General features: G+C 52.3%; 26 protein-coding genes and 3 tRNA genes. 15 read left to right on the top strand and 14 right to left on the bottom strand.

Translation table 11 applies throughout. The annotated features are described in order from the left end of the window. Positions 1 to 13: 13 nt before the first annotated feature. The 4 genes from pyrH to RDY34_RS07000 all read right to left on the bottom strand — a co-directional run bounded on the left by pyrH (position 14) and on the right by RDY34_RS07000 (position 3,097). Complete coding sequence (gene pyrH, locus RDY34_RS07015; RefSeq protein ID WP_219224539.1) at positions 14 to 733, bottom strand: UMP kinase; 720 nt, start codon at positions 731 to 733, stop codon at positions 14 to 16. 243 nt (positions 734 to 976) lie between these two features. Then, positions 977 to 1,831, bottom strand: coding sequence for a translation elongation factor Ts (tsf, locus tag RDY34_RS07010; protein ID WP_002223203.1), 855 nt, complete (start codon positions 1,829 to 1,831; stop codon positions 977 to 979). A gap of 128 nt (positions 1,832 to 1,959) precedes the next feature. Further along, complete coding sequence (rpsB, locus tag RDY34_RS07005) at positions 1,960 to 2,688, bottom strand: 30S ribosomal protein S2 (RefSeq protein WP_002230071.1); 729 nt, start codon at positions 2,686 to 2,688, stop codon at positions 1,960 to 1,962. 175 nt (positions 2,689 to 2,863) lie between these two features. Next, the gene (locus RDY34_RS07000; protein ID WP_308073649.1) at positions 2,864 to 3,097 is read right to left on the bottom strand and encodes a hypothetical protein; all 234 of its coding nucleotides are present in this window, start codon (positions 3,095 to 3,097) and stop codon (positions 2,864 to 2,866) included. Between the two features lie 77 nt (positions 3,098 to 3,174). Here RDY34_RS07000 and RDY34_RS06995 point away from each other — a divergent pair, with 77 nt between their 5' ends. From RDY34_RS06995 to RDY34_RS06985, 3 genes are all read left to right on the top strand, one after another. Further along, positions 3,175 to 3,756 (top strand): 5-formyltetrahydrofolate cyclo-ligase, encoded by a 582-nt coding sequence (locus RDY34_RS06995; RefSeq protein WP_301668848.1) that lies wholly within the window; start codon positions 3,175 to 3,177, stop codon positions 3,754 to 3,756. A gap of 60 nt (positions 3,757 to 3,816) precedes the next feature. Then, the gene (locus RDY34_RS06990) at positions 3,817 to 4,407 is read left to right on the top strand and encodes a GNAT family N-acetyltransferase (RefSeq protein WP_308073647.1); all 591 of its coding nucleotides are present in this window, start codon (positions 3,817 to 3,819) and stop codon (positions 4,405 to 4,407) included. Between the two features lie 383 nt (positions 4,408 to 4,790). Continuing rightward, positions 4,791 to 6,257 carry a malate:quinone oxidoreductase gene (locus RDY34_RS06985; RefSeq protein WP_308073646.1) on the top strand — a complete coding sequence of 489 codons (1,467 nt, stop codon included), beginning with the start codon at positions 4,791 to 4,793 and terminating at the stop codon, positions 6,255 to 6,257. A gap of 186 nt (positions 6,258 to 6,443) precedes the next feature. Here RDY34_RS06985 and RDY34_RS06980 read toward each other — a convergent pair whose 3' ends face one another. The 7 genes from RDY34_RS06980 to RDY34_RS06950 form a co-directional block, all read right to left on the bottom strand. Then, positions 6,444 to 6,818: an ACP-like domain-containing protein gene (locus RDY34_RS06980; RefSeq protein WP_096108937.1), complete on the bottom strand. Its 375-nt coding sequence runs from the start codon at positions 6,816 to 6,818 to the stop codon at positions 6,444 to 6,446. Positions 6,819 to 7,001: 183 nt separating this feature from the next. Beyond that, positions 7,002 to 7,301, bottom strand: a complete 300-nt coding sequence (locus RDY34_RS06975; protein ID WP_003712989.1) for a helix-turn-helix domain-containing protein — start codon at positions 7,299 to 7,301, stop codon at positions 7,002 to 7,004. A 143-nt stretch (positions 7,302 to 7,444) separates the two neighbouring features. After that, positions 7,445 to 8,224: a type I methionyl aminopeptidase gene (gene map, locus RDY34_RS06970; RefSeq protein WP_003712988.1), complete on the bottom strand. Its 780-nt coding sequence runs from the start codon at positions 8,222 to 8,224 to the stop codon at positions 7,445 to 7,447. Between the two features lie 39 nt (positions 8,225 to 8,263). Then, a complete protein-coding gene (locus RDY34_RS06965; RefSeq protein WP_308073645.1) occupies positions 8,264 to 8,887 on the bottom strand; it encodes a hypothetical protein in 624 nt (207 codons plus the stop codon). A gap of 7 nt (positions 8,888 to 8,894) precedes the next feature. Continuing rightward, complete coding sequence (locus RDY34_RS06960) at positions 8,895 to 9,503, bottom strand: BON domain-containing protein (RefSeq protein ID WP_025456626.1); 609 nt, start codon at positions 9,501 to 9,503, stop codon at positions 8,895 to 8,897. Positions 9,504 to 9,566: 63 nt separating this feature from the next. Beyond that, the gene (locus RDY34_RS06955; protein WP_003750235.1) at positions 9,567 to 10,160 is read right to left on the bottom strand and encodes a phosphoheptose isomerase; all 594 of its coding nucleotides are present in this window, start codon (positions 10,158 to 10,160) and stop codon (positions 9,567 to 9,569) included. Between the two features lie 4 nt (positions 10,161 to 10,164). Continuing rightward, positions 10,165 to 10,512: a YraN family protein gene (locus tag RDY34_RS06950; protein WP_003750236.1), complete on the bottom strand. Its 348-nt coding sequence runs from the start codon at positions 10,510 to 10,512 to the stop codon at positions 10,165 to 10,167. Positions 10,513 to 10,557: 45 nt separating this feature from the next. Between RDY34_RS06950 and rsmI the strand changes: the two genes are divergently transcribed. Beyond that, positions 10,558 to 11,433, top strand: coding sequence for a 16S rRNA (cytidine(1402)-2'-O)-methyltransferase (gene rsmI, locus RDY34_RS06945; protein WP_003750237.1), 876 nt, complete (start codon positions 10,558 to 10,560; stop codon positions 11,431 to 11,433). A 34-nt stretch (positions 11,434 to 11,467) separates the two neighbouring features. On the opposite strand, the gene RDY34_RS06940 is transcribed toward rsmI, so the two are convergent. Next, positions 11,468 to 11,998 carry a cytochrome b gene (locus tag RDY34_RS06940; RefSeq protein ID WP_003750238.1) on the bottom strand — a complete coding sequence of 177 codons (531 nt, stop codon included), beginning with the start codon at positions 11,996 to 11,998 and terminating at the stop codon, positions 11,468 to 11,470. Positions 11,999 to 12,277: 279 nt separating this feature from the next. On the opposite strand from RDY34_RS06940, the gene obgE reads away from it, so the two are divergent. From obgE to RDY34_RS06905, 7 genes are all read left to right on the top strand, one after another. Next, complete coding sequence (gene obgE / locus RDY34_RS06935) at positions 12,278 to 13,432, top strand: GTPase ObgE (RefSeq protein WP_115437554.1); 1,155 nt, start codon at positions 12,278 to 12,280, stop codon at positions 13,430 to 13,432. Between the two features lie 53 nt (positions 13,433 to 13,485). After that, positions 13,486 to 14,433, top strand: a complete 948-nt coding sequence (locus RDY34_RS06930; protein WP_003750484.1) for a DNA cytosine methyltransferase — start codon at positions 13,486 to 13,488, stop codon at positions 14,431 to 14,433. Beyond that, positions 14,430 to 15,482 (top strand): HaeII family restriction endonuclease, encoded by a 1,053-nt coding sequence (locus tag RDY34_RS06925; RefSeq protein WP_025457481.1) that lies wholly within the window; start codon positions 14,430 to 14,432, stop codon positions 15,480 to 15,482. Before RDY34_RS06930 ends, RDY34_RS06925 begins: the two co-directional genes overlap by 4 nt. Before the next feature lie 15 nt (positions 15,483 to 15,497). After that, a complete protein-coding gene (gene cysS / locus RDY34_RS06920; protein WP_308075263.1) occupies positions 15,498 to 16,919 on the top strand; it encodes a cysteine--tRNA ligase in 1,422 nt (473 codons plus the stop codon). A gap of 83 nt (positions 16,920 to 17,002) precedes the next feature. Then, positions 17,003 to 17,782 carry an exodeoxyribonuclease III gene (locus tag RDY34_RS06915; protein WP_308075264.1) on the top strand — a complete coding sequence of 260 codons (780 nt, stop codon included), beginning with the start codon at positions 17,003 to 17,005 and terminating at the stop codon, positions 17,780 to 17,782. Further along, a complete protein-coding gene (locus RDY34_RS06910; RefSeq protein WP_096108942.1) occupies positions 17,769 to 18,113 on the top strand; it encodes a hypothetical protein in 345 nt (114 codons plus the stop codon). The genes RDY34_RS06915 and RDY34_RS06910 overlap by 14 nt, the downstream gene beginning before the upstream one ends. Before the next feature lie 10 nt (positions 18,114 to 18,123). Next, the gene (locus RDY34_RS06905; protein ID WP_115119754.1) at positions 18,124 to 18,654 is read left to right on the top strand and encodes an alpha/beta hydrolase; all 531 of its coding nucleotides are present in this window, start codon (positions 18,124 to 18,126) and stop codon (positions 18,652 to 18,654) included. 93 nt (positions 18,655 to 18,747) lie between these two features. Here the strand turns inward: RDY34_RS06905 and asd are convergent, their stop codons facing one another. Further along, complete coding sequence (gene asd, locus RDY34_RS06900; RefSeq protein WP_308075265.1) at positions 18,748 to 19,863, bottom strand: aspartate-semialdehyde dehydrogenase; 1,116 nt, start codon at positions 19,861 to 19,863, stop codon at positions 18,748 to 18,750. 176 nt (positions 19,864 to 20,039) lie between these two features. On the opposite strand from asd, the gene RDY34_RS06895 reads away from it, so the two are divergent. Beyond that, the gene (locus tag RDY34_RS06895) at positions 20,040 to 20,621 is read left to right on the top strand and encodes an RDD family protein (RefSeq protein WP_308029888.1); all 582 of its coding nucleotides are present in this window, start codon (positions 20,040 to 20,042) and stop codon (positions 20,619 to 20,621) included. Positions 20,622 to 20,682: 61 nt separating this feature from the next. Here the strand turns inward: RDY34_RS06895 and folD are convergent, their stop codons facing one another. Next, positions 20,683 to 21,537: a bifunctional methylenetetrahydrofolate dehydrogenase/methenyltetrahydrofolate cyclohydrolase FolD gene (folD, locus tag RDY34_RS06890; protein WP_025457474.1), complete on the bottom strand. Its 855-nt coding sequence runs from the start codon at positions 21,535 to 21,537 to the stop codon at positions 20,683 to 20,685. Between the two features lie 222 nt (positions 21,538 to 21,759). Between folD and RDY34_RS06885 the strand changes: the two genes are divergently transcribed. From RDY34_RS06885 to RDY34_RS06875, 3 genes are all read left to right on the top strand, one after another. Further along, positions 21,760 to 21,837: transfer RNA gene (locus tag RDY34_RS06885), tRNA-Pro, on the top strand. A 24-nt stretch (positions 21,838 to 21,861) separates the two neighbouring features. Next, positions 21,862 to 21,938 (top strand) — tRNA-Arg (locus tag RDY34_RS06880). 27 nt (positions 21,939 to 21,965) lie between these two features. Next, positions 21,966 to 22,041 (top strand) — tRNA-His (locus tag RDY34_RS06875). Positions 22,042 to 22,057: the final 16 nt, after the last annotated feature.

Below are 22,057 nucleotides of genomic sequence, written 5' to 3'. Positions count from 1 at the left end.
GCCTTATGGGCAATCAGCAGTGAACCAGCGTGCCCTCGTCTTCGCCGGTAATGACGCGTTTGAGCGAGCCTTCTTTGGCGATGCCGAAGACGACAATATTGAGCTTGCGTTCGCGGCAGAGCGCAAAGGCGGTCGCGTCCATGACTTTGAGGTTTTTGTTCAAGGCTTCGTCAAAAGTAATGGTTTCGTAGCGTGTTGCGGATGAGTCTTTTTTGGGGTCTGCGGTGTACACGCCGTCGACGTTGGTGGCTTTGAGCATCACGTCGCAGTTCATTTCTGCGCCGCGCAATGCGGCGGCAGTGTCGGTCGTGAAGAACGGGTTACCGGTACCGGCGGCGAAAATCACGACTTTGCCTTCTTCCAAATATTGGATAGCTTTGGGGCGGGCGTAGGTTTCGGCGATTTGCTGCATAGACAGTGCGGATTGTACGCGCGCTTTGATGCCCAAGGTTTCAAATGCGTCTTTGAGTGCCAAGGCGTTCATCACGGTCGCCATCATACCCATGTAGTCGGCAGTGGCGCGGTCCATACTGCCTGCTTGGGCGGATACGCCGCGGAAAATGTTACCGCCGCCGACAACGATACCGACTTGCACGCCCATTCTCACGATTTCGGCAATTTCGCCGACAGTTTGAACGATGGTATCGTGATTGATGCCGAATGGATCGGAACCCATCAGGGATTCGCCGGAGAGTTTCAGTAATACGCGTTTGTATTTGATTTGCTGTGTCATAAGATATTCTGCTTTCTCGTTGGGGATGTTGCCGGCTTCCGGACGGGATGCCGTCTGAAAGGTGTATGCCTTGGCGGGGCGTATGCGGCGTGCCGGCGGTATGAAAACGGGCGGCTGAATTTGCCGCCGCTGTTTTCGGGCGGCGCGGGCATTTGAACCCTGCCGCCGGAAAATATGGGCCTTTCCCAAAAAAAAGCACCCTGATTCGTTTGGAATCTAGGTGCTTTCTTTTTCATAAGTGCCTTACACTTTAGCAGCGGCAGCAACTTCGGCTGCGTAGTCAACAACGGCTTTCTCGATACCGTCGCCTACTTTGTAGCGTACGAAGCTGATCACTTCAGTGCCGTTTTCTTTAGCGAATTGGGCAACAGTTTGGTCAGGGTTCATCACGAATGCTTGGCCGTTCAGAGTGATTTCAGCCAAGAATTTGCGGATACGGCCTTCAACCATTTTAGCGGCGATGTCGGCAGGTTTGCCGGAAGCGATAGCTTGTTCGGTGTAGATGTGGCGTTCTTTTTCAACGGTTTCAGCATCTACTTCGGCTTCGCTTACGCATTGTGGTTTAGCGGCAACAATGTGCATACCGATTTTGCGTGCTACGTCTTCAGAGCCTTTGTACTCAACCAATACGCCTTCGGTAGCCAATGCACCGTGGATGTAGGCAACCAGTTGGTTGGCAGTATCGATCACTTGGAAGCGGCGAACAGACATGTTTTCGCCCAATTTAGCGATGATGGCTTTGCGTTCTGCTTCAACCAGTTCGCTCAGTTCTTCAACAGAAGCCGGTTTTTTCTCGGCAGCAGTTTTAGCAACGAAGTTGGCAAATTCTACGAAGCCGGCGTCTTTAGCAACGAAGTCGGTTTCGCAGTTTACTTCGACCAATGCGCCGACATTGCCGTTGATCGCGTAAGCCAATACGCCTTCGGCAGCAGTACGGCCAGCCAGTTTACCGGCTTTCGCACCAGATTTAATACGCAGGATTTCTTCGGCTTTGTCGAAGTTGCCTTCAGCTTCAACCAAGGCTTTTTTGCATTCCATCATGCCCAGGCCGGTAGCGGCGCGCAGGTCGGCAACCATTTTTGCAGTAATTTCTGCCATTTTGAATCTCCTAGATTTTTGGGAAATACGGAAAGGATTTTCCGCATTCGGGAATCGTGTGCCGCGAACGGATGTTCAGACGGCATATTTGAGAAAAGGGGCATAACGCCCCTCTTCCGTGTACCGAATTACTCGGCAGCAGCTTCTTGGGCAGCGGCTACAGTTTCTTGCAGCGCTTGGTTTTTGCCTTCCAAAACTGCGTCAGCGATGCCGCGGCAGTACAGGCGGATAGCTTTAGCGGAGTCATCGTTACCAGGGATAACGTATTTCACGCCGTCAGGGCTGTTGTTGGTATCGACTACGGCGATAACAGGGATGCCCAATTTTTCAGCTTCAACCAGAGTACCTTTTTGGTAGCCGGTATCGATAACGAAAATCGCGTCAGGCAGGCCTTTCATGTTTTTGATACCGCCCAAAGAACGTTCCAGTTTTTCAACGTCGCGTTGCATTTCCAGAATTTCTTTTTTGTTGAAACCGCCTTCAGCAGCGTTTTCCAGGGCAGCAGTTTTTTCTTCCAGGCGTTTGATGGATTGCTTAACGGTTTTGTAGTTAGTCAGCATACCACCCAACCAGCGGTAATCAACGAAAGGCATACCGGCACGGGTAGCTTCTTCGCGGATGATGTCGCGGGCTTGGCGTTTGGTACCTACGAACAATACTGTACCTTTGTTGGCAACCAGACGACGTACGGCTTCTTGCGCCTCTTGGAACATCGGCAGGGTTTTTTCCAAGTTTACGATATGGATTTTGTTGCGCGCGCCGAAAATGTATTGTGCCATTTTCGGGTTCCAGAAACGGGTTTGGTGACCGAAGTGAACACCGGCTTCAATCATCTGACGCATAGTAATTTGAGACATGTTATTTCCTTGAAAGGGTTAAGAGCACACATTCAATCGCATAGAACTTGATAGGCGGCGCCTATTGTCAAGCACCCTTCGGCGAAAGTGGGCATAAGTTTTAAAAAATAAAAGAGTGTTTCCGAAATGGAAAACTGACGGATTATAGCGGATAAGATGCCGTCTGAAAAGGGATTCAGGGTTTTGTGCCGCTGTCTTTTTGCCGTTGTGCGCGCTGCTGTTCGAATTCTGCCTGTTCCTGCCGTTTCATCCGGCGGTTGCGGCGGCGGATGGTCACGACAAAGACCGTGAACACGGTGGGCAACACTGCCCAAAAAAACAAATAAATCAACGCGCGCGCAATACTCGGCTGCGCGGCGGAAAACATCACGGCAACAAAAAGATAGCCGATGGCGACGATGTGCCACATTGTGTGCGTCCTGTTTGAATGTTAACAAAATCGTTATAATCGCAACATTCTACCGTAATCCTGAAAGGCCGTCTGAAATGAGGAATGAGGAAAAACGCGCCCTGCGCCGCGAATTGCGCGGGCGGCGTTCGCAAATGGGGCGGGACGTGCGGGCGGCGGCAACGGTAAAAATCAACCGCCTGCTCAAACGTTATATTAAAAAAGGGCGGAAAATCGGCGTGTATTGGCCGATGGGCAAGGAATTGCGTTTGGACGGCTTTGTCCGTGTCGCGCAAAAACGCGGTGTAAAACTTTATCTGCCTTATATCGAACCGCGTTCGCGGCGGATGTGGTTTACGCCGTATCCTGAAAGCGGAATGGAACGGGAGCGCATACGGGGCAGGGCGAAGTTGAACGTGCCGCAGTTTGCAGGGCGCAAAATCCGCGTGCACGGTTTGTCGGTATTGCTCGTCCCGCTTGTCGGCATAGACCGCGAAGGCTACCGCTTGGGGCAGGCAGGCGGCTATTATGATGCGACGCTTGCGGCGATGAAATACCGTTTGCAGGCAAAAACCGTGGGCGTAGGCTTTGCCTGCCAACTGGTCGGCACGCTGCCGCGCGAGGCGCACGACCTGCCGCTGGACGGTTTTGTGTCGGAGGCGGGGATATTGTGTTTTTAGCCGTTCAGACGGCATTTTGAACGGAAATGCCGTCTGAAGGCGGAATATTGGGAGAAAAGGATGTCGGAAAGGATAATACTGCCGGTCTTGTCATTGGGCGGCGTTCGTCTCGAACCGTTGGATGTGCATCATGAAACGGGTTTGCGCGAGGCGGTTTGCGATGGGGAGGTTTGGAAGCTGGGGGTAACGTCCGCGCCCCATCCGGATAGGGTGGCAGACTATATCGGGACAGCATTGGCAACGCGTTTAGCGTTTGCGGTTGTCGATGAAGAGGCGGACAGGGTGGTCGGGACAACGGCGTATTATCATTTTGAACCGCAGATTCCGCGTTTGGACATTGGGTTTACATGGTATGCGGTATCGGCACGGCGGACACGGATAAACACCTGTTGCAAAATCATGCTGTTGGATTACGCATTTGATGTTTTGGCTTGCCGTTGCGTGGGATGGCGCACGGATATTCTGAACCTTGCCTCGCAACGTGCCATCGAACGGCTGGGCGCGGAAAAAGACGGCGTGCTGCGTATGCATATGCTCCGTAAAGACGGCAGTGTGCGCGATACGGTTGTATACAGTATGCTGAGGGAAGATTGGTGCAAAAACAGGGAAATCCTGACCGGCAGGTTGGCGGGATATGGCGTGCAGGTGTGAGGCAGTATTTTCAAATTTAAAAAACTTAACGCAATATGCTGACAATCTTTTAAAAATTAATATATAAACAATTTTGGTTTTTTATCTATTAATAATTTGATATATATAGATAAATAACTATTTTTATTTTTCATTTCGCAGTTCTCGGGCTTGGCGGGCGACAGAAAAACTTTGCATTTCCCAGTAAAATCCACTACATTCACGATAACATATTACAAGCCCCTGAAGCGGTGTCGGAAGCCATACTTGCAACGCATTCCAACCCCGAAACAGCGTGCTCGGACACACACCATTGCCGGTTTCCCCTGCTTTTGCGATTCAGGCGTTTGTAGTACGGCAAATAACCATAAGGGCAGAAGATGCCTGTTTTTTAGGAGTAAACCATGGCTGAAGCGACAGACGTTGTCTTGGTGGGCGGCGGCATTATGAGCGCGACTTTGGGCGTTTTGCTCAAAGAACTCGAACCGTCTTGGGAAATCACCCTGATTGAACGCTTGGAAGATGTGGCGTTGGAATCGTCAAACGCGTGGAACAACGCCGGCACGGGGCATTCCGCCCTGTGCGAGCTGAATTACGCGCCGTTGGGTGCAAATGGGATTATCGATCCGACGCGTGCCCTCAATATTGCCGAACAGTTCCATGTCAGCCGTCAGTTTTGGGCGACGCTGGTTGCGGAAGGCAAGTTGGAAGATAATTCTTTCGTCAATGCCGTGCCACATATGTCTTTGGTGATGAATGAAGACCACTGCCGTTACCTGCAAAAACGCTATGATGTGTTTAAAACGCAGAAACTTTTCGAAAATATGGAATTTTCCACCAATCGGAACAAAATTTCCGATTGGGCTCCGCTGATTATGCGCGGCAGGGACGAAAACCAACCCGTCGCCGCCAACTACTCCGCCGAAGGCACGGATGTCGATTTCGGACGGCTGACGCGCCAAATGGTGAAATATTTGCAGGGCAAGGGCGTAAAAACCGAGTTCAACCGCCACGTCGAAGACATCAAACGCGAATCCGACGGCGCGTGGGTGCTCAAAACCGCCGATACCCGCAACCCCGATGGGCAGCTCACCCTCCGCACCCGCTTCCTCTTCCTCGGCGCGGGCGGCGGCGCGCTGACCCTGCTGCAAAAATCCGGCATCCCCGAAGGCAAAGGCTACGGCGGCTTCCCCGTGTCCGGCCTGTTCTTCCGCAACAGCGCCCCTGAAACCGCCGAACAACACAACGCCAAAGTGTACGGGCAGGCTTCCGTCGGCGCGCCGCCGATGTCCGTCCCGCACCTCGACACACGCAACGTGGACGGAAAACGCCACCTTATGTTCGGCCCTTACGCAGGCTTCCGTTCCAACTTCCTCAAGCAAGGCTCGCTTATGGATTTGCCGCTGTCCATCCATATGGACAACCTCTATCCTATGCTGCGCGCCGGCTGGGCGAATATGCCGCTGACCAAATACCTGCTGGGCGAATTGCGTAAAACCAAAGAAGAACGCTTCGCCTCCCTGCTGGAATACTACCCCGAGGCAAATCCCGACGACTGGGAACTCATCACCGCAGGGCAGCGCGTCCAAATCATTAAAAAAGACTCCGAAAAAGGCGGCGTGCTCCAGTTTGGTACGGAGATTGTCGCACACGCCGACGGCTCGCTCGCCGCATTGCTGGGCGCGTCGCCGGGCGCATCGACCGCCGTGCCGCTGATGATTCGGCTGATGCACCAATGCTTCCCCGAGCGCGCCCCGTCTTGGGAAGGCCGTCTGAAAGAACTGGTACCGGGTTACGGCATCAAGTTGAACGAAAACCCTGAAAGGGCGGATGAAATTATCGCCTATACCGCGAAAGTATTGGATATTTAAACCGAATCTTTCAAGAAAAGCCGTGCCCCATATGGTGTTGATGCCGTCCCTGCCAGTTATGCCCTTCATCCGGCAGGGCAGGTTTTGATACACGGGGCAGGTAATCGTTTTTTCCCTTTTGCGAATAATGGAACGGTCAAAAAAACAGCGTTTTCATTTCTGAAAACGCTGTTTTTTGTTGCCTGATTAACGTGGGGAACAGTCTTTGAAGACGATTTGGTTGTCAGGTGCGGTAATCATAATGGGCTGTTTGCGGTAGGATTTGCCATCCATCACGCCGGTACCCAAAACATAACCGCCTTCTTTGCCGTAGAATGTTTCCACATTGTCGGATTTGTCCAAATTGACAGGCATTTGCACGCGTTTGCCGTTGATGACGGCGGAAGCGTATGTGGTCAGACCCTGTTTGTTGAAGCCGTAGGTTACTTTGACTTTTTTACCTTGCTGGCAGACGTAGCTGACGGTTTTTTTGGCAACGGTAGGATTGTCCGTGCCGGCGGCGGCAGCCATACTGCCGAGTGCGATTGCGGAAGACAGGATTGCGGTGGTCAGAAGTTTCATTTTTATTCCTTTGGATAGATGTGGAGTTTGCCCGTTTCGGACTGTTTGACATTCTAATGTCGGCGTATCCTGAAATAAACAGGAAATTGGATAAAGTTTGTAAAAAGGCAGGTTCGGCATTTCAGACGGCATTGTTGGCGTTTTTCGGAAATGAAAAACCTCCGAGCATCCGGAGGTTGCGGTTTAACCTTGTTTTTTTCTTTCGGCCTTGGTCTGTTTGGACAACTCGGCATACAGGTCGGGATGGTGTTTTTTTAACAGGGCGGCGATTTCCATATCTTTTTTGTTGACTTTCGCCAAATCGAGGCATTCGATATGGACGAGGCGGAGCAGTTCGCGTACGGGTTTGGGCATCTTGCGGCCGGTTTCGTAGCGCGAGCCTCCGGATTGGGTAACGCCGACCTTGCCCCAAAAGTCTATCTGGTTCAGCCCGGTCTTTTTGCGGATGGCTTTAACATCTTCAATCTCTTCAAATACTTTCATGGGAATTCCTTTTAGAGTTTGTTTGGTTGCCGCGTAAATTTTAATTTACTTTATTTTTGTAATGTGCCGAGTCAAACCTATTTTTATATTGCATATTATATCTTCGTTTCTTTCAGACGGCATTGTTTATTTCTATAGGGGGGTTAGGGTTTGCCGGTAGCCGGGCTGACGGTAAGGATTTCGTAGCCGGTTTCGGTAACCAAAACTTCGTGTTCCCACTGGGCGGAGAGGGAGCGGTCTTTGGTAACCACCGTCCAGCCGTCGTTGAGGATACGCAGGTGGCGTTTGCCTTGGTTGATCATCGGTTCGACGGTAAAAATCATACCAGGTTTTAGAACGGGACCTTGTCCTTTTTTTCCGTAGTGCAAAACTTGCGGGGCTTCGTGGAAACCGCGCCCGATGCCGTGTCCGCAAAATTCCTGTACGACGGAATAGCCAGCGTTTTCGGCAACCTGTTGGCAGGCGTAGCCTACGTCGCCCAGCGTCGCGCCGGGTTTGACGGCTTCGATGCCCGCCATCATGGAGGCGTGGGTTACGTCAATCAGCCGTCGGGCGATGGGGGAAACTTTGCCGACGGTAAACATACGGCTGGAGTCGCCGTGGAAGCCGTCTTTTTTGATGGTGAGGTCGATGTTGATAATGTCGCCTTCTTTAAGGGGTTTGTCATCGGGAATGCCGTGGCAGATGACGTGGTTGACGGAGGTGCAGCAGGATTTGGGGTAGGGCGGGTTGCCGTAGTGCAGGGGGGCGGGATAGCCGCCTTGGACGTTGACGTGGTAGTCGTAAACGAGTTTGTCGATTTCGTCGGTGGTTACGCCGGGTTTGACGAATTGACCGATGTAGTCGAGGGCTTCGGCGACGAGTTTGCCCAGCTCGCGCATTTTTTCGATTTCTTCGGGGGTTTTGATGATGATGCCGTTCATAATGCTTCCTTGTATTGCGGGTGTGCCTGCCGCGCCGGGTCAGAAGAGGTTGTCGAGAATTTCTTTATGGGGTTTGGGCGGCGTGTTTTTCGGGGTGTCCGGTTTGGTATGGTTTTCTTTGGGCGTTTCTTTGGGCTGCGCCTGTTTTTCGGGTGTTTCTTTTTTGGGCTCGGGACGGGGGATGTTTGTGGGCAGTACGGGGGTTTCGTTGAGTGTTTTTTCAGCTTGTGTTTCGGCGGCGGTTAACGGATCGGCTGCCCGATCCGCATCCGAAGGACGCGGTTTGGCACGGTTTTTTTTGGCAGGAGCGGGAAGGGGCGGTTTGCCGCCGCTTTCGTTTTCATCGTCCGCACTTTCGGGTTCAGACGGGGCTGGTTCGGGATGTGCCGCGCCTTGTCCGACTGCGCCGTTGGGCAGCCAGAATTCGGTTTCGCGGGGGCTGTCGGTGTGTTGCGGTTCGGTTTGGAGGGTTTTGTCGCCGTTCGGGTTGAATGTGCTGACGATGCCTACTGCCAATGCGCCGATGGCGGTGATACAGATGAGCAATACGGCGCGTATCAGGATTTTCGGGGTCAGCCTGAAGGGTTTGTTTGGTTTTTTTGCCATTTTGATTGTGCTTTTGGGGTGTCGGGCAATGCCGTCTGAAGGCGGTTCAGACGGCATTGCCGAGTCAGCGTTGGACGTAGTTTTGGTAGAGGGTAATGACTTTTTGTACGCCGACGGTGGTGCTGACTTTTTGGGTAATCTGCGCCTGTTCTTCGGGGGTGAGGATGCCCATAACGTAGGTTACGTTGCCGTAGGTAACGATTTTGACACGCGCCTGTGTGGCGGGGCTGATGCCCAGCAGCGTGGCGCGGACTTTGGATGTGTTCCATATGTCGCCAGCGATGTCGCCCGCAGTGCGCGGCAGGGAGGCGACGGTAATGTAGTTGTACACGCCTTCGGCGGCCTGTTCGGCACGTGCAATCTGACCGACGAACTGTTTTTCGCCTTCGGTGGCGACTTGTCCGAGCAGCAGCAGGTGGCGGTTGTAGCCGACGACGGAGATTTGGGGCGTGTAGCCTTTGGTTTGGTTGTTTTGGCGCAGGTAGGAACGGGCGGTGGTTTCAATACGCAACGCCATTACGTTGTCGTCGGTTTGCGCGCCGGTGGTGCGGCGGTCGATGACGGATTTGGTGCCGACGGCGGCGCTTCCGATTACTGCGCTGACGCAGCCGCTAAGGGCAAGGCTGAAAATGGCGGTAATGAGTATGCGGACGGTGTGCGGTTTGAGTTTCATCGGGGGCTTCCTTTCTTGGGCGTTTCAGACGGCATTGCTTTGCGCCATGCCGTCTGAAAAGGGTTACATTCCTTCAAACAATACGGAGTCGATACAGTCGCACATGGCGTGTATCAGCAAAATATGGTTTTCCTGAATGCGGGCAGTTCGAGGATAGGGAACGTTGAGTAAAACGTCGGTATCTTTGAGTATGGCGGCGATTTTGCCGCCGTCGCGGCCGGTCAGGGCGATGACGTGCATATCGCGTTCGTGTGCCGCTTTGATGGCTTCGATGACGTTGGCGGAATTGCCGGAGGTGGAAATGCCGACCAATACGTCGCCTGCACGTCCGAGCGCGCGCACTTGTTTGCTGAATACGTGGTCGAAACCGTAGTCGTTGCCGATGGCGGTCAGCGCGGACGTGTCGGTGGTCAGGGCGACGGCGGCGAGTTCCATACGTTCTTTTTCAAAACGGCCGGTCATTTCGGCGGCGAAGTGTTGCGCATCGGCAGCCGAACCGCCGTTGCCGCAGGCCAGGATTTTGCCGTCATTCATCAGGCATTGCAGCATCAGCTCGGCAGCCTGTACGGTCGGCTCGACCAGTACTTTTTCGGCTTCCTGCTTGGCACGGATGCTTTCGGCAAAATGGGCGGCAACGCGTTCTTGTAATGTCGTCATATCGTCAACCTGTAATATTCTGTATCCACTCGGGCGGGCGGTTTCCTTCGATAAGTACCGCATCGAGGCGGCACGGTACGTTTGTCAACCTGTTCTGTTGCAGATAATACTCTACACTTCGTTGCAGTTTCAATAATTTGGACGGCGAAATGCTATATGCGGCACCGCCGAACCGTTGGTTTTTGCGGTATTTTACTTCAACAAACAGAATCATGCCGCCGTTTTTGACAATTAGGTCGATTTCGCCGTAGGCGCAGTGCCAGTTGCGGGCAAGCAGCGTACAGCCTTGGGATAGGAGGAAGGCGAGCGCGGCATCTTCCCCTGCCTCGCCCTGTTTGTGGTTTAAGCGCATAATCGGTTTAGCCTTTATAATGTCTGTTTTTCAGACGGCATTCTTATGTTTCAGAAACACTTGCAGAAAGCCTCCGACAGCGTCGTCGGAGGAACATTATACGTGGTTGCCACGCCCATCGGCAATTTGGCGGACATTACCCTGCGTGCTTTGGCGGTATTGCAAAAGGCGGACATCATCTGTGCCGAAGATACGCGCGTTACCGCGCAGCTTTTGAGCGCGTACGGCATTCAGGGCAAACTCGTCAGCGTGCGCGAACACAACGAACGGCAGATGGCGGACAAGATTGTCGGCTATCTTTCAGACGGCATGGTTGTGGCACAGGTTTCCGATGCGGGTACGCCGGCCGTGTGCGACCCGGGTGCGAAACTTGCCGGCCGCGTGCGCGAGGCTGGGTTTAAAGTTGTCCCTGTTGTCGGCGCAAGCGCGGTGATGGCGGCTTTGAGCGTGGCTGGCGTGGCGGAATCCGATTTTTATTTCAACGGTTTTGTACCGCCGAAATCGGGAGAACGCAGGAAACTGTTTGCCAAATGGGTGCGGGCGGCATTTCCTATCGTCATGTTTGAAACGCCGCACCGAATCGGGGCGACGCTTGCCGATATGGCGGAACTGTTCCCCGAACGCCGTCTGATGCTGGCGCGCGAAATTACGAAAACGTTTGAAACGTTCTTAAGCGGCACGGTTGGGGAAATTCAGACGGCATTGTCTGCCGACAGCAACCAATCGCGCGGCGAGATGGTGTTGGTGCTTTATCCGGCGCAGGATGAAAAACACGAAGGCTTGTCCGAGTCCGCGCAAAATGTGATGAAAATCCTTGCTGCCGAACTGCCGACCAAACAGGCTGCCGAGCTTGCTGCCAAAATCACGGGCGAGGGAAAAAAAGCTTTGTACGATCTGGCTCTGTCTTGGAAAAACAAATAGTGCCGGACGGGCCGGCACCATAGTGCGAACGGAATCAGCGGACACGACCCGTCATATGGTACAGAACATCTCTGCCCTGAATACGGTGGATGACGACCATGGCGATATGTCCGACGACGACGGCAAACAGCAGCCAACCGAGATTGCCGTGCAACAGGTTACCCAAATTTGCCATCCATTCGATTTTTTCAGGCGAACCCTGCATCAGCTCGATTCCGAATACTTTCAGAGGACCGCGTCCGCTGCCGTATTGTCGGATCATGCCGATAACAGGAACGGCAAGCATCAACAGGTATAAGATACGGTGACCGACCGCTGCCGCCTTGCTGTCGCTTTGCGGACGACCGGTACGGTTGGCAGCCGCCCAAATAATACGGAATACGATAAGCAGCAGGGTAAGGAAACCGAAAGATTTATGCAGGCCGAACAAGTTGCCCGCCCATTCGGCATCTTCATAAGCCGTCCATAAGGCAATTGTGGTCAGAATGCCGACAAATCCGATGACGGTCAGCCAGTGCAGGGTACGGGTTAGCGTGTCGTAAACGGCAGGTTGGTTTGTATTCATAAAAAAATCCTTATCATAATGTAACGGTTTGAACGGACATTCCGTCGGGTCGGAATGTCAAAAAGGCGCGATTGTACAAAAGAAGTTGGATATATTTTGTTTGCAGGCTGAAGATTTGCTTAAAAATTCATTAAGATGGGCGGAGCAAATAGTTTTGGTACGGCGTGTTGAAATACCGCTTATCCCTTATAATAACGTCCGAAATTCTGTTCAGACGGCATCAAAACACACGCCATGCCGTCTGAACCCCCATTTGAAACCAACAAACAAGAGCATTGAATGAAATTTATCGACGAAGCAAAAATCGAAGTCGCCGCAGGCAAAGGCGGTAATGGCGCAACCAGTTTCCGCCGCGAAAAATTCGTACCCCGCGGCGGCCCGGACGGTGGCGACGGCGGCAAAGGCGGCAGTGTCTGGGCGGAAGCCGACGAAAACACCAACACCCTCGTCGAATACCGCTTCGTCAAACGCTACCAAGCCAAAAACGGCGAAAAAGGCCACGGTTCCGACCGTTACGGCGCAGGTGCGGACGACATCGTCCTCAAAATGCCCGTCGGCACCCTCATCCGCGACCTCGACACTGACGAAATCGTCGCCGACCTGACTTATCACGGTCAGCGCGTCTGTCTCGCCAAAGGCGGCAAAGGCGGCTTGGGCAACATCCACTTCAAATCGTCCGTCAACCGTGCGCCCAAACAATCCACGCCCGGCGAAGAAGGCGAAACCCGTTCCCTGCAACTCGAACTCAAAGTCCTCGCCGACGTCGGCTTGTTAGGCATGCCCAACGCCGGTAAATCCACCCTGATTACCGCCGTATCTGCCGCGCGTCCTAAAATCGCCAACTACCCCTTCACTACCCTGCATCCAAACTTGGGCGTCGTGCGCATCGACGAAAACCACAGCTTCGTCATGGCCGACATCCCCGGTCTGATTGAAGGCGCGGCAGAGGGCGCAGGCCTCGGCCATCGTTTCCTTAAACACTTATCACGCACCGGCCTGCTGCTGCACGTCGTCGATTTGGCGCCCTTCGACGAAACCGCCAACCCCGCCGAAGAAGCCCTCGCCATCATCAACGAATTACGCAAATACGACGAAGAACTCTACGGCAAACCGCGCTGGCTGGTACTGAATAAACTCGATATGCTCGATGAAGAAGAAGCCCAAGCGCGTACTGCCGCCTTTCTCGAAGCCATCGGCTGGGACTACCCGAAACCGGACGACCGCTTCCAATTCGACATGGAAACCCCGCGCTTCTTCCAAATCAGCGCGCTGACCCACCAAGGCACGCAGGAATTGGTACACCAAATCAACCAATATCTGACCGAGAAAAAACGCTTGGAAGTTGAAAAAGTCGAAGCGGAGAAAGCGGCGGCAAACGTTGAAATTATCGAACAGCAGCCTAAAACGGATACGGGCGTGTTTAAGCCGGAGTAAAAGGACAATGCCGTCTGAAAGTTTTCAGGCGGCTCATTCTGCAGAGATGTGCTATGTACAAAACAATAGATTTATTTTCAGGCATTGGCGGAATACGCCTAGGCTTTGAAAAATACGGGTGCACCAATGTATTCTCATCGGAATGGGACAAATATGCCCGACAAATGTATGAAGCAAACTTTGGAGAAAAACCTTTTGGCGACATTAACGGCATCGATCCTTCAGATATTCCCGATCATGATATTCTGCTTGCGGGATTTCCGTGCCAACCTTTCAGTATCGCAGGTAAGGGATTGGGATTTGAAGATACGCGCGGGACATTGTTTTTCAATATTGCCGAAATCCTGAAAACCAAACAGCCGAAGGCTTTTCTTCTGGAAAACGTTAAGCGGCTGACTACGCACGATTCGGGCAGGACTTTCCGTATTATTTTAGAAACCCTTAAACAGCTTGGTTATACGGTTTATTTTAAGGTTTTAAATACTTTGGATTTCGGATTGCCGCAAAAACGCGAAAGAATTTATATTGTTGGTTTTTCAGACAACATCCCTTTTTACTTTCCCGAACCCATAAACCAATATCGGCCATTGGGCGATCTGCTGGAAAACGATCGAGATGTCGAACCAAGCTATTTTTTATCAGATGCCTTGAAACAAAAACGTTTGGCAGCCTTAAAAAAAGCCCCTCCCACCCCATCAATTTGGCATGAAAATATTGGCGGGAATGTTTCCGCACTTCCATATTCCTGTGCCTTAAGGGCCGGGGGAAGTTACAATTATTTGGTGGTAAACGGAGTAAGAAGGCTAACAGGAAGGGAAATGTTAAGATTACAAGGTTTTCCCGATGATTTTGAAATCAATATCCCCTACTCGCAAGTCAGGAAAGTTGCCGGAAATTCTGTATCCGTTCCTGTAATAGAAGCCATCGCGGAAAATATGCTCGCTTCTCTTTCCGGCAAGGTCGAACAAAAAGGGCAATTGGATTTATTGGAGGCAGGATGACGTTTGAAGAACAACAAGCCGAAGAAGCATTGGACGGCATTATCAAAAAATCCCGTATCCACCTTTATAAACCCATTCAAATTGCAGAAATTTTATATCATGACCGTTGTATAAAACAGTTGGATTTTTTAAATTTAGATACTTACCGCAACCAATCTAAACGCTGGAGGGATGAAATCTGCCGTCGGTTTTTAGGGCGGATTTCTACTTCATCGGCAAAATTCCAAGATAATCTGTTTGAAAAAAATGCAATGCCGCCTGAAAAACTAGCGGTATTGGGAACATTAAACAGACAGTCGGACGGCGGGGTAGAATCGTACATTTATAAACAGTTTTTCAATCGTTTTTCCCAAATGAGCGAAGCATTGGCTTATGTCGGCAATACAGACAGATACTCCTTCCAACTGTCTGAATTTCTAAATTTATTTTGGCTCGAGCCGGGATTGAAAAGAAGTATAGACAAGATATATGAAATCGTTGTTTATGCGTTGTTTGATGCATTGGTTTCAGAATTAGGCATAACGGTTTCAATTGATTTTCCTAAGGAAAACCTGTCTTTATGGGAGGAATATCAAGATTTTGCCGAAAAAATCATCACTATGCCGAAAAATGGGCATTTAAAACTTCCTGCAAAAATCCATCGTGTAGGCGTAACCAATGCTGCCGATAGAGGGTTGGATATGTGGTCTAACTTCGGATTGGCCATACAGGTCAAACATCTCTCTTTAGACGAAGAGTTGGCAGAAGATATTGTATCCTCCATTAGCGCAGATAGAATTGTCATTGTCTGCAAAAAGGCAGAACAATCGGTGATTGTTTCATTACTGACGCAAATAGGCTGGAAAAGCCGAATTCAAAACATCGTAACCGAGGATGATTTGATAAGTTGGTACGAAAAAGCATTGAGAGGCCAATATCCGATTGCAGAAGCGTTGTTGGAAAATATTAAAACTGAAATTATGCGTGAATTTCCTGCCGTTAATGAAGCCAATGAATTTTTAGATTTCGCCCAAAATCGCGGATATGACATTACTGTTACTCATTTCTAAACTTACTTGATGAATATGACCACCATCTACAACACCCTTACCCGCCAAAAAGAACCCTTCACCCCCATCGACCCTGAAAACGTGCGTATGTACGTCTGCGGTATGACCGTTTACGATTACTGCCATTTGGGACACGCCCGCGTGATGGTGGTGTTCGACATGATTGCCCGCTGGTTGCGCGAGTGCGGCTATCCGCTCACTTATGTGCGCAACATCACCGACATCGACGACAAAATCATTGCCCGCGCGGCTGAAAACGGCGAGACCATTGGCGAACTGACCGCGCGTTTCATTCAGGCGATGCACGAAGATGCCGATGCTTTGGGCGTGTTGCGTCCGGACATCGAACCGAAGGCAACGGAAAACATTCCGCAAATGATTGCCATGATTGAAACCCTGATTCAAAACGGCAAGGCATATCCCGCCGCCAACGGCGACGTTTACTATGCCGTGCGCGAGTTTGCCGCTTACGGACAATTATCGGGTAAATCGTTGGACGACCTGCGCGCAGGCGAGCGTGTGGAAGTCGATGGTTTCAAACGCGATCCGCTTGATTTTGTGTTGTGGAAAGCCGCCAAAGCAGGCGAACCGGCGTGGGAAAGCCCGTGGGGCAGGGGACGGCCGGGTTGGCACATCGAATGTTCCGCGATGAGTGAAAACCTGTTCGGCGATACTTTCGACATCCACGGCGGCGGCGCGGATTTGCAGTTTCCGCACCATGAAAACGAAATCGCCCAAAGCGTCGGCGCGACGGGGCATACCTGCGGCCATCATCACGCGCAAACCCACCACGGGCAAAGCATTGCCAGCCACGTCAAATACTGGCTGCATAACGGCTTTATCCGTGTGGACGGCGAAAAAATGTCCAAATCGCTGGGTAACTTCTTCACCATCCGCGAAGTGTTGAAACAATACGACCCCGAAGTCGTGCGTTTCTTTATTTTGCGCGCCCACTACCGCAGTCCGTTGAATTATTCCGACGCGCATTTGGATGATGCAAAAGGCGCGTTGACGCGTTTGTATACGACTTTGAAAAATACGCCGCCCGCCGATCCGATGCCGTCTGAAGCCGGCGATGACTACACGCGCCGCTTTTATGTTGCGATGAATGATGATTTTGATACGGTGAAAGCGGTGGCGGTGTTGTTCGAACTTGCCGGCGAAGTGAACAAAACCAATAACGCGCAACTGGCAGGCCGTCTGAAAGCCTTGGGCGGCATTATCGGACTGCTGCAACGCGATCCGACCGAGTTCCTGCAAGGCGGCGCGGTTTCAGACGGCCTTTCCAACGAAGAAATCGAAGACTTGATCGCCCGGCGCAAACAGGCGCGCGCGGATAAAAACTGGGCGGAGTCCGACCGCATCCGCGACCTTCTGAACGAACACAAAATCATTCTGGAAGACAACGCCGGCGGCACGACTTGGCGGCGCGGTTAAAATCCATCGAAAAGGGTAAATGTGCCGCATTTTGCCCTTTTTTTGTTCAGACGGCATTTTTATTGTGAGAACTTATTTTTATTATGCTTAAAATCATTTCCGCCAACGTCAACGGCATCCGCTCCGCTTACAAAAAGGGATTTTACGAATACATCGCCGCATCGGGCGCGGACATTGTCTGCGTGCAGGAACTCAAAGCGCAGGAAGCCGATTTGTCTGCCGATATGAAAAATCCGCACGGGATGCACGGCTATTGGCATTGTGCCGAAAAACGCGGTTACAGCGGCGTGGCGGTGTATGGCAAACGCAAACCCGACAATGTGCAAATCGGTATGGGCATTGAAGAATTCGACCGCGAAGGGCGGTTTGTGCGTTGCGATTTCGGCAGGTTGAGCGTCATTTCGCTTTATTTGCCCAGCGGCAGCAGCGCGGAAGAACGCCAGCAGGTGAAATACCGTTTCCTCGATGCGTTTTACCCTATGCTCGAAGCGATGAAAAACGAAGAGCGCGACATTGTCGTCTGCGGCGACTGGAACATCGCCCACCAAAACATCGACCTGAAAAACTGGAAAGGCAACCAGAAAAATTCGGGCTTCCTGCCTGAAGAGCGCGAGTGGATAGGCAAGGTTATCCACAAACTCGGTTGGACGGATATGTGGCGTACGCTTTATCCCGACAATCCGGGCTACACTTGGTGGAGCAACCGCGGGCAGGCGTATGCGAAAGATGTCGGGTGGCGTATCGATTATCAGATGGTTACGCCCGAACTTGCCGCCAAAGCCGTGTCCGCACATGTTTATAAAGACGAAAAATTTTCCGACCATGCGCCGCTGGTCGTGGAGTATGACTATGCTGCCGAATAAAGTTTTGGGTAAATATGATTGGAATGTGGACGGAAAAACAGGAATAGGCGCGGCGTGGGTCGTGGCGGCATTTGTGCTGCCTATGTCGGTGTGGGCGGTGTTTATGCTGGCGCGGATGCAGGGCTGGCTTGCGCCGACCAAGGCAAATCCGACGTGGGCGTTGGTGTGGCTGCTGATTTGTCTGCCCTGCCTGCTGATTGCGGCCAAATGTTTGGGTTGGAAAGGCTGGCGGCGGGCGGTGAATATTTTTGCCTGCCTGACCGTGTGCGCCATATTGAGCGTACCCGCTTCGCTGCTCATCGCCTTTACCCTCCGGGACCTGCTGAAATAGGCGCGGCGGTATGCAGGGTTTCGAACTCGAAGATTTGACGCTTTGGCTGATACGCGATGCCGGAGAGGATCAGATGTGGATAGACCGTTGGGCGGTCAGTTATCCCGTCGTGCAGATGTCCGAAGCATCCGCAAACGGCAGCACGGAAGCGTGGCAGACCGCGCTTCAGACGGCATTTGAACGCATATGCGGCAAACACGTCGCCGTTGTCGCACACGGAGCGGGCGCGGCCGCATTTTTGGCGTGGCTGTATCGGGCAGACATCCTGACACGGAAGAAAATCGCCAACATCATCCTTGTACCGCAGCGTCCCGATGTTTTTCCCGACGATGCGGAACACACTTTCCAACGCGTCCGCTGTCCCTGCCGTGCCGCATTGGTGGTGTCCGAACACGGCGGCGTGCCGCACGGTTGGGCGCAAAAACAGGCGGATTTGTGGAACGCCCGCCTGTTGGTTTCCCCGCATTCGGGCAGTTTGAACGGTATGCTCGGCGGCTGGCAGTGGGGTATGAAGCTGATGCAGGAAATGTTGCTGGCGTGAACGCTTGCCTTATCGGAATTTCGGTCAACCGGGGTTGCAAGGAAAATGCCGTCTGAAACAGGCTTCAGACGGCATTTTTTATTCACATCCGGTTTACAGGCTGCCCAACACGATACGCAGCACGCGGCGCAGCGGTTCGGCCGCGCCCCACAAAAGTTGGTCGCCGACGGTGAACGCGCTGATGTATTCGCCGCCCATACCCAGTTTGCGGATGCGTCCGACAGGGACGGACAGTGTGCCGGTAACTTTGGCTGGGGTCAGCTCGCGGATGCTGGCTTCTTTTTCGTTGGGGATGACTTTCACCCAGTCGTTTGCGCCTGCCAAAATGGCTTCGATTTCAGAAACAGGCAAGTCTTTTTTCAACTTCAGAGTGATGGCTTGGCTGTGGCAGCGCATAGAACCGATGCGGACGCACAAGCCGTCGATTACGGTCGGATTGCCGCTGCGACCGAGGATTTTGTTGGTTTCCGCGCCGCCTTTCCATTCTTCTTTGGACTGGCCGTTGCCCAAATCCACGTCGATCCACGGAATCAGGCTGCCGGCGAGCGGTACGCCGAAATTGGCTTTCGGATAGTCTTCGCTGCGCAGGAAATCGGACACTTTGCGGTCGATGTCGAGAATCGAGCCGGCAGGATCGGCAAGCTCGTCCGCCACTTGGGCGTGAACCGCGCCCATACCGCTGATGAGTTCGCGCATATTTTTCGCGCCCGCGCCGGAAGCGGCCTGATAGGTCATACTGGTCGCCCATTCGACCAAATCGTTTTGGAACAGGCCGCCCAGCGCCATCAGCATCAGGGAAACGGTACAGTTGCCGCCGATGTAGTTTTTCACGCCGTTTTTCAAACCGTTGTCGATGACGTTGCGGTTGACGGGGTCGAGGACGATAATCGCGTCGTCTTTCATACGCAGTGAGGATGCCGCGTCAATCCAGTAGCCGTTCCAGCCGCTGTCGCGCAGGGCTTGGAAGACGGATTTGGTGTAATCGCCGCCTTGGCAGGTAACGATGATGTCCATTTTGGCGAGTTCGGCAACATTGTTGGCATCCAATAACGTCTTCGCCGCCTGACCGAAATCAGGTGCCGCGCCGCCGACGTTGGAAGTGGTGAAGAAAAACGCTTCGGGAATGTGGGCGAAGTCGTTTTCTTCTTGCATACGCTGCATCAAAACCGAACCGACCATGCCGCGCCAGCCGACGAAACCTACTTTCATTGTGTTGCTCCTTGAGGAAAAATCGTTAATAAAATTATGTATGGCGTAAAGGAAGCGTTTTAACGCCGTATTGGGAAAATGTAAAGTTCTTTATCGAATTTTCTTTTTGGGATTGGCGTTTGCAGCAGCAGGGCGGTAGAATGCCATCTGTTTAAGAACAATTATCAGGAACGGATATGGAAGAAAAAAACGACTACACCGACGCGGCATCCGACAACCGCAACGGACAGGAAATTGAAGTCGGAATTGCTGGCGCAGGCGACCGGATACTTGCCGCGCTGCTGAACCAATTGTTTACCTTTTTGATTCTGCTGATTCCGTTTGCCGGACTGATTGTCTTCGCCGTCAAGAATGAAGGCAGAATCGTCGGCAGTGAGGAAATAGTCGGACTGCTTTTGGGCATGACTTCCTTTTGGGTAGGACTGGCGGGCATTTTGGCGTACACCGTCATCCAAATCTACTATATGAGCCGGGACGGGCAGTCATTGGGTAAGAAAATCATGAGAATCAGGGTGTTGAAAACCGACGGCCGCAATCCGGGTTTTGTCGGCACGGTTTTGGTACGCGAAATCGCATGGTCGGTTTTGGTTGCCATTATTGCCGCCGTTATCGGTCTTGCAGTAGGTGACAACGGAGAAAACGCTATCAACCTGCTGGCATTTCTTGCCAACTTTGTCCTGCTCTTTATGGTCAAACGCGACCGCCGCACGCTTTACGACATACTGGCGGATACGGTTGTCGTCAAGCTGCCCAAATAAACGGACACGGCAAAATGCCGTCTGAAAGCCTTTCAGACGGCATTTTTATCTTCAGAACCGCTCAAGCATCGTGCAGCAAAGCCGCGTGCAGGGTGTTTTCCATCAATGTGGCAATCGTCATCGGACCCACGCCGCCGGGAACGGGCGTAATCATCGCTGCCCGTTCTTTTGCCGTTTCAAATTCCACGTCGCCGCACAGGCTGCCGTCGTCCAGACGGTTGATGCCCACATCAATAACGACCGCGCCGGGTTTGATCCATTCGCCTTTGACAAAGTTCGGAATGCCTACGCCGACCACCAAAATATCGGCCCCGGCAACCTCGTCTGCCAGATTTTCGGTCGCACTGTGGCAGACCGTTACCGTTGCGCGCGCCAGCAGCAGTTCCAAAGCCTGCGGGCGGCCGACAATATTCGATGCGCCGACCACGACCGCTTTTTTCCCCTTCGGATCAATACCGTAAGCCTCCAAAAGCGTCATCACGCCCTTAGGCGTACACGGGCGCATCAGCGGCATTTTGACCGCCAGCCTGCCGACATTGTAAGGATGGAAGCCGTCCACGTCCTTATCCGGCGAAATACGTTCCAAGACCGCCTGGCTGTCGAGGTGCTTCGGCAGTGGAAGCTGAACCAAAATACCGTCCACTTCGGAATCGGCGTTCAACCGGTCGACCAGTGCCAGCAGTTCTTCCTGCGATGTTGATTCGGGCAGTTCGTAAGACAGCGATTTGATGCCGCATTTTTGGCAGGCGGTTTTCTTGTTGCGGACATAAACCGCGCTGGCAGGGTCGCCTCCGACCAAAACCACGGCCAGGCAAGGCGTGTGCAGATTGTCCTGTTGGCGTTGCGCCACCGCTTCGGCAATCGCCTGCAGGCGTTTTTGCGAAACTTCTTTACCGTTGATCAGTTGTGCCGACATATCCGTCCTTTTGTTAAACAGGTAGAAAATGCTGAAAATTATCGCATTTTTCGTATATTTTTACAGCAGAATGCCGAAAATAAATTTGCCCTGAAATAAAATACGGCTGTTTGGACGGATTAAATATTTTTTCAAATCAAAAAACTATATTTTTCATCTTGGTGTTTTGAAAATAAATGTTGACGCATCTTTCCCTGAACTGTATAGTTCGTTTCTTCAAGTCGGGGCGTAGCGCAGCCCGGTTAGCGCATCTGCTTTGGGAGCAGAGGGTCGTGAGTTCGAATCCCACCGCCCCGACCAATCAATCAGCACGAATCGGCATGAGCGCCCGTAGCTCAACCGGATAGAGCACCGACCTTCTAAGTCGGGGGTTACAGGTTCGATTCCTGTCGGGTGTGCCAAGAATTTGATTGAAAACCGTTTTTATGGTGGCTGTAGCTCAGTTGGTAGAGCCCCGGATTGTGATTCCGGTTGTCGTGGGTTCGAGCCCCATCAGCCACCCCAGATAAAGGCCCGTACT

This window comes from Neisseria polysaccharea (assembly GCF_963392925.1).
Taxonomy (GTDB): Bacteria; Pseudomonadota; Gammaproteobacteria; order Burkholderiales; family Neisseriaceae; genus Neisseria; species Neisseria polysaccharea.
This window is presented reverse-complemented; position numbering and strand designations above follow the sequence as displayed.

What these genes read in the sequence shown, in the direction of transcription:
- tsf (WP_002223203.1), bottom strand. Translation starts at nt 1,831, where the DNA reads ATGGCAGAAATTACTGCAAAAATGGTTGCCGACCTGCGCGCCGCTACC.
- RDY34_RS06955 (WP_003750235.1), bottom strand. Translation starts at nt 10,160, where the DNA reads ATGACGACATTACAAGAACGCGTTGCCGCCCATTTTGCCGAAAGCATC.
- RDY34_RS06905 (WP_115119754.1), top strand. Translation starts at nt 18,124, where the DNA reads ATGCAGGGTTTCGAACTCGAAGATTTGACGCTTTGGCTGATACGCGAT.
- folD (WP_025457474.1), bottom strand. Translation starts at nt 21,537, where the DNA reads ATGTCGGCACAACTGATCAACGGTAAAGAAGTTTCGCAAAAACGCCTG.
- cysS (WP_308075263.1), top strand. Translation starts at nt 15,498, where the DNA reads ATGACCACCATCTACAACACCCTTACCCGCCAAAAAGAACCCTTCACC.
- RDY34_RS06995 (WP_301668848.1), top strand. Translation starts at nt 3,175, where the DNA reads ATGAGGAATGAGGAAAAACGCGCCCTGCGCCGCGAATTGCGCGGGCGG.
- RDY34_RS06960 (WP_025456626.1), bottom strand. Translation starts at nt 9,503, where the DNA reads ATGAAACTCAAACCGCACACCGTCCGCATACTCATTACCGCCATTTTC.
- RDY34_RS06895 (WP_308029888.1), top strand. Translation starts at nt 20,040, where the DNA reads ATGGAAGAAAAAAACGACTACACCGACGCGGCATCCGACAACCGCAAC.
- RDY34_RS07000 (WP_308073649.1), bottom strand. Translation starts at nt 3,097, where the DNA reads ATGTGGCACATCGTCGCCATCGGCTATCTTTTTGTTGCCGTGATGTTT.
- RDY34_RS06925 (WP_025457481.1), top strand. Translation starts at nt 14,430, where the DNA reads ATGACGTTTGAAGAACAACAAGCCGAAGAAGCATTGGACGGCATTATC.
- asd (WP_308075265.1), bottom strand. Translation starts at nt 19,863, where the DNA reads ATGAAAGTAGGTTTCGTCGGCTGGCGCGGCATGGTCGGTTCGGTTTTG.
- pyrH (WP_219224539.1), bottom strand. Translation starts at nt 733, where the DNA reads ATGACACAGCAAATCAAATACAAACGCGTATTACTGAAACTCTCCGGC.
- RDY34_RS06940 (WP_003750238.1), bottom strand. Translation starts at nt 11,998, where the DNA reads ATGAATACAAACCAACCTGCCGTTTACGACACGCTAACCCGTACCCTG.
- RDY34_RS06990 (WP_308073647.1), top strand. Translation starts at nt 3,817, where the DNA reads ATGTCGGAAAGGATAATACTGCCGGTCTTGTCATTGGGCGGCGTTCGT.
- rsmI (WP_003750237.1), top strand. Translation starts at nt 10,558, where the DNA reads ATGTTTCAGAAACACTTGCAGAAAGCCTCCGACAGCGTCGTCGGAGGA.
- RDY34_RS06910 (WP_096108942.1), top strand. Translation starts at nt 17,769, where the DNA reads ATGCTGCCGAATAAAGTTTTGGGTAAATATGATTGGAATGTGGACGGA.
- RDY34_RS06930 (WP_003750484.1), top strand. Translation starts at nt 13,486, where the DNA reads ATGTACAAAACAATAGATTTATTTTCAGGCATTGGCGGAATACGCCTA.
- RDY34_RS06985 (WP_308073646.1), top strand. Translation starts at nt 4,791, where the DNA reads ATGGCTGAAGCGACAGACGTTGTCTTGGTGGGCGGCGGCATTATGAGC.
- map (WP_003712988.1), bottom strand. Translation starts at nt 8,224, where the DNA reads ATGAACGGCATCATCATCAAAACCCCCGAAGAAATCGAAAAAATGCGC.
- RDY34_RS06965 (WP_308073645.1), bottom strand. Translation starts at nt 8,887, where the DNA reads ATGCCGTCTGAACCGCCTTCAGACGGCATTGCCCGACACCCCAAAAGC.
- RDY34_RS06950 (WP_003750236.1), bottom strand. Translation starts at nt 10,512, where the DNA reads ATGCGCTTAAACCACAAACAGGGCGAGGCAGGGGAAGATGCCGCGCTC.
- rpsB (WP_002230071.1), bottom strand. Translation starts at nt 2,688, where the DNA reads ATGTCTCAAATTACTATGCGTCAGATGATTGAAGCCGGTGTTCACTTC.
- RDY34_RS06915 (WP_308075264.1), top strand. Translation starts at nt 17,003, where the DNA reads ATGCTTAAAATCATTTCCGCCAACGTCAACGGCATCCGCTCCGCTTAC.
- obgE (WP_115437554.1), top strand. Translation starts at nt 12,278, where the DNA reads ATGAAATTTATCGACGAAGCAAAAATCGAAGTCGCCGCAGGCAAAGGC.
- RDY34_RS06975 (WP_003712989.1), bottom strand. Translation starts at nt 7,301, where the DNA reads ATGAAAGTATTTGAAGAGATTGAAGATGTTAAAGCCATCCGCAAAAAG.
- RDY34_RS06980 (WP_096108937.1), bottom strand. Translation starts at nt 6,818, where the DNA reads ATGAAACTTCTGACCACCGCAATCCTGTCTTCCGCAATCGCACTCGGC.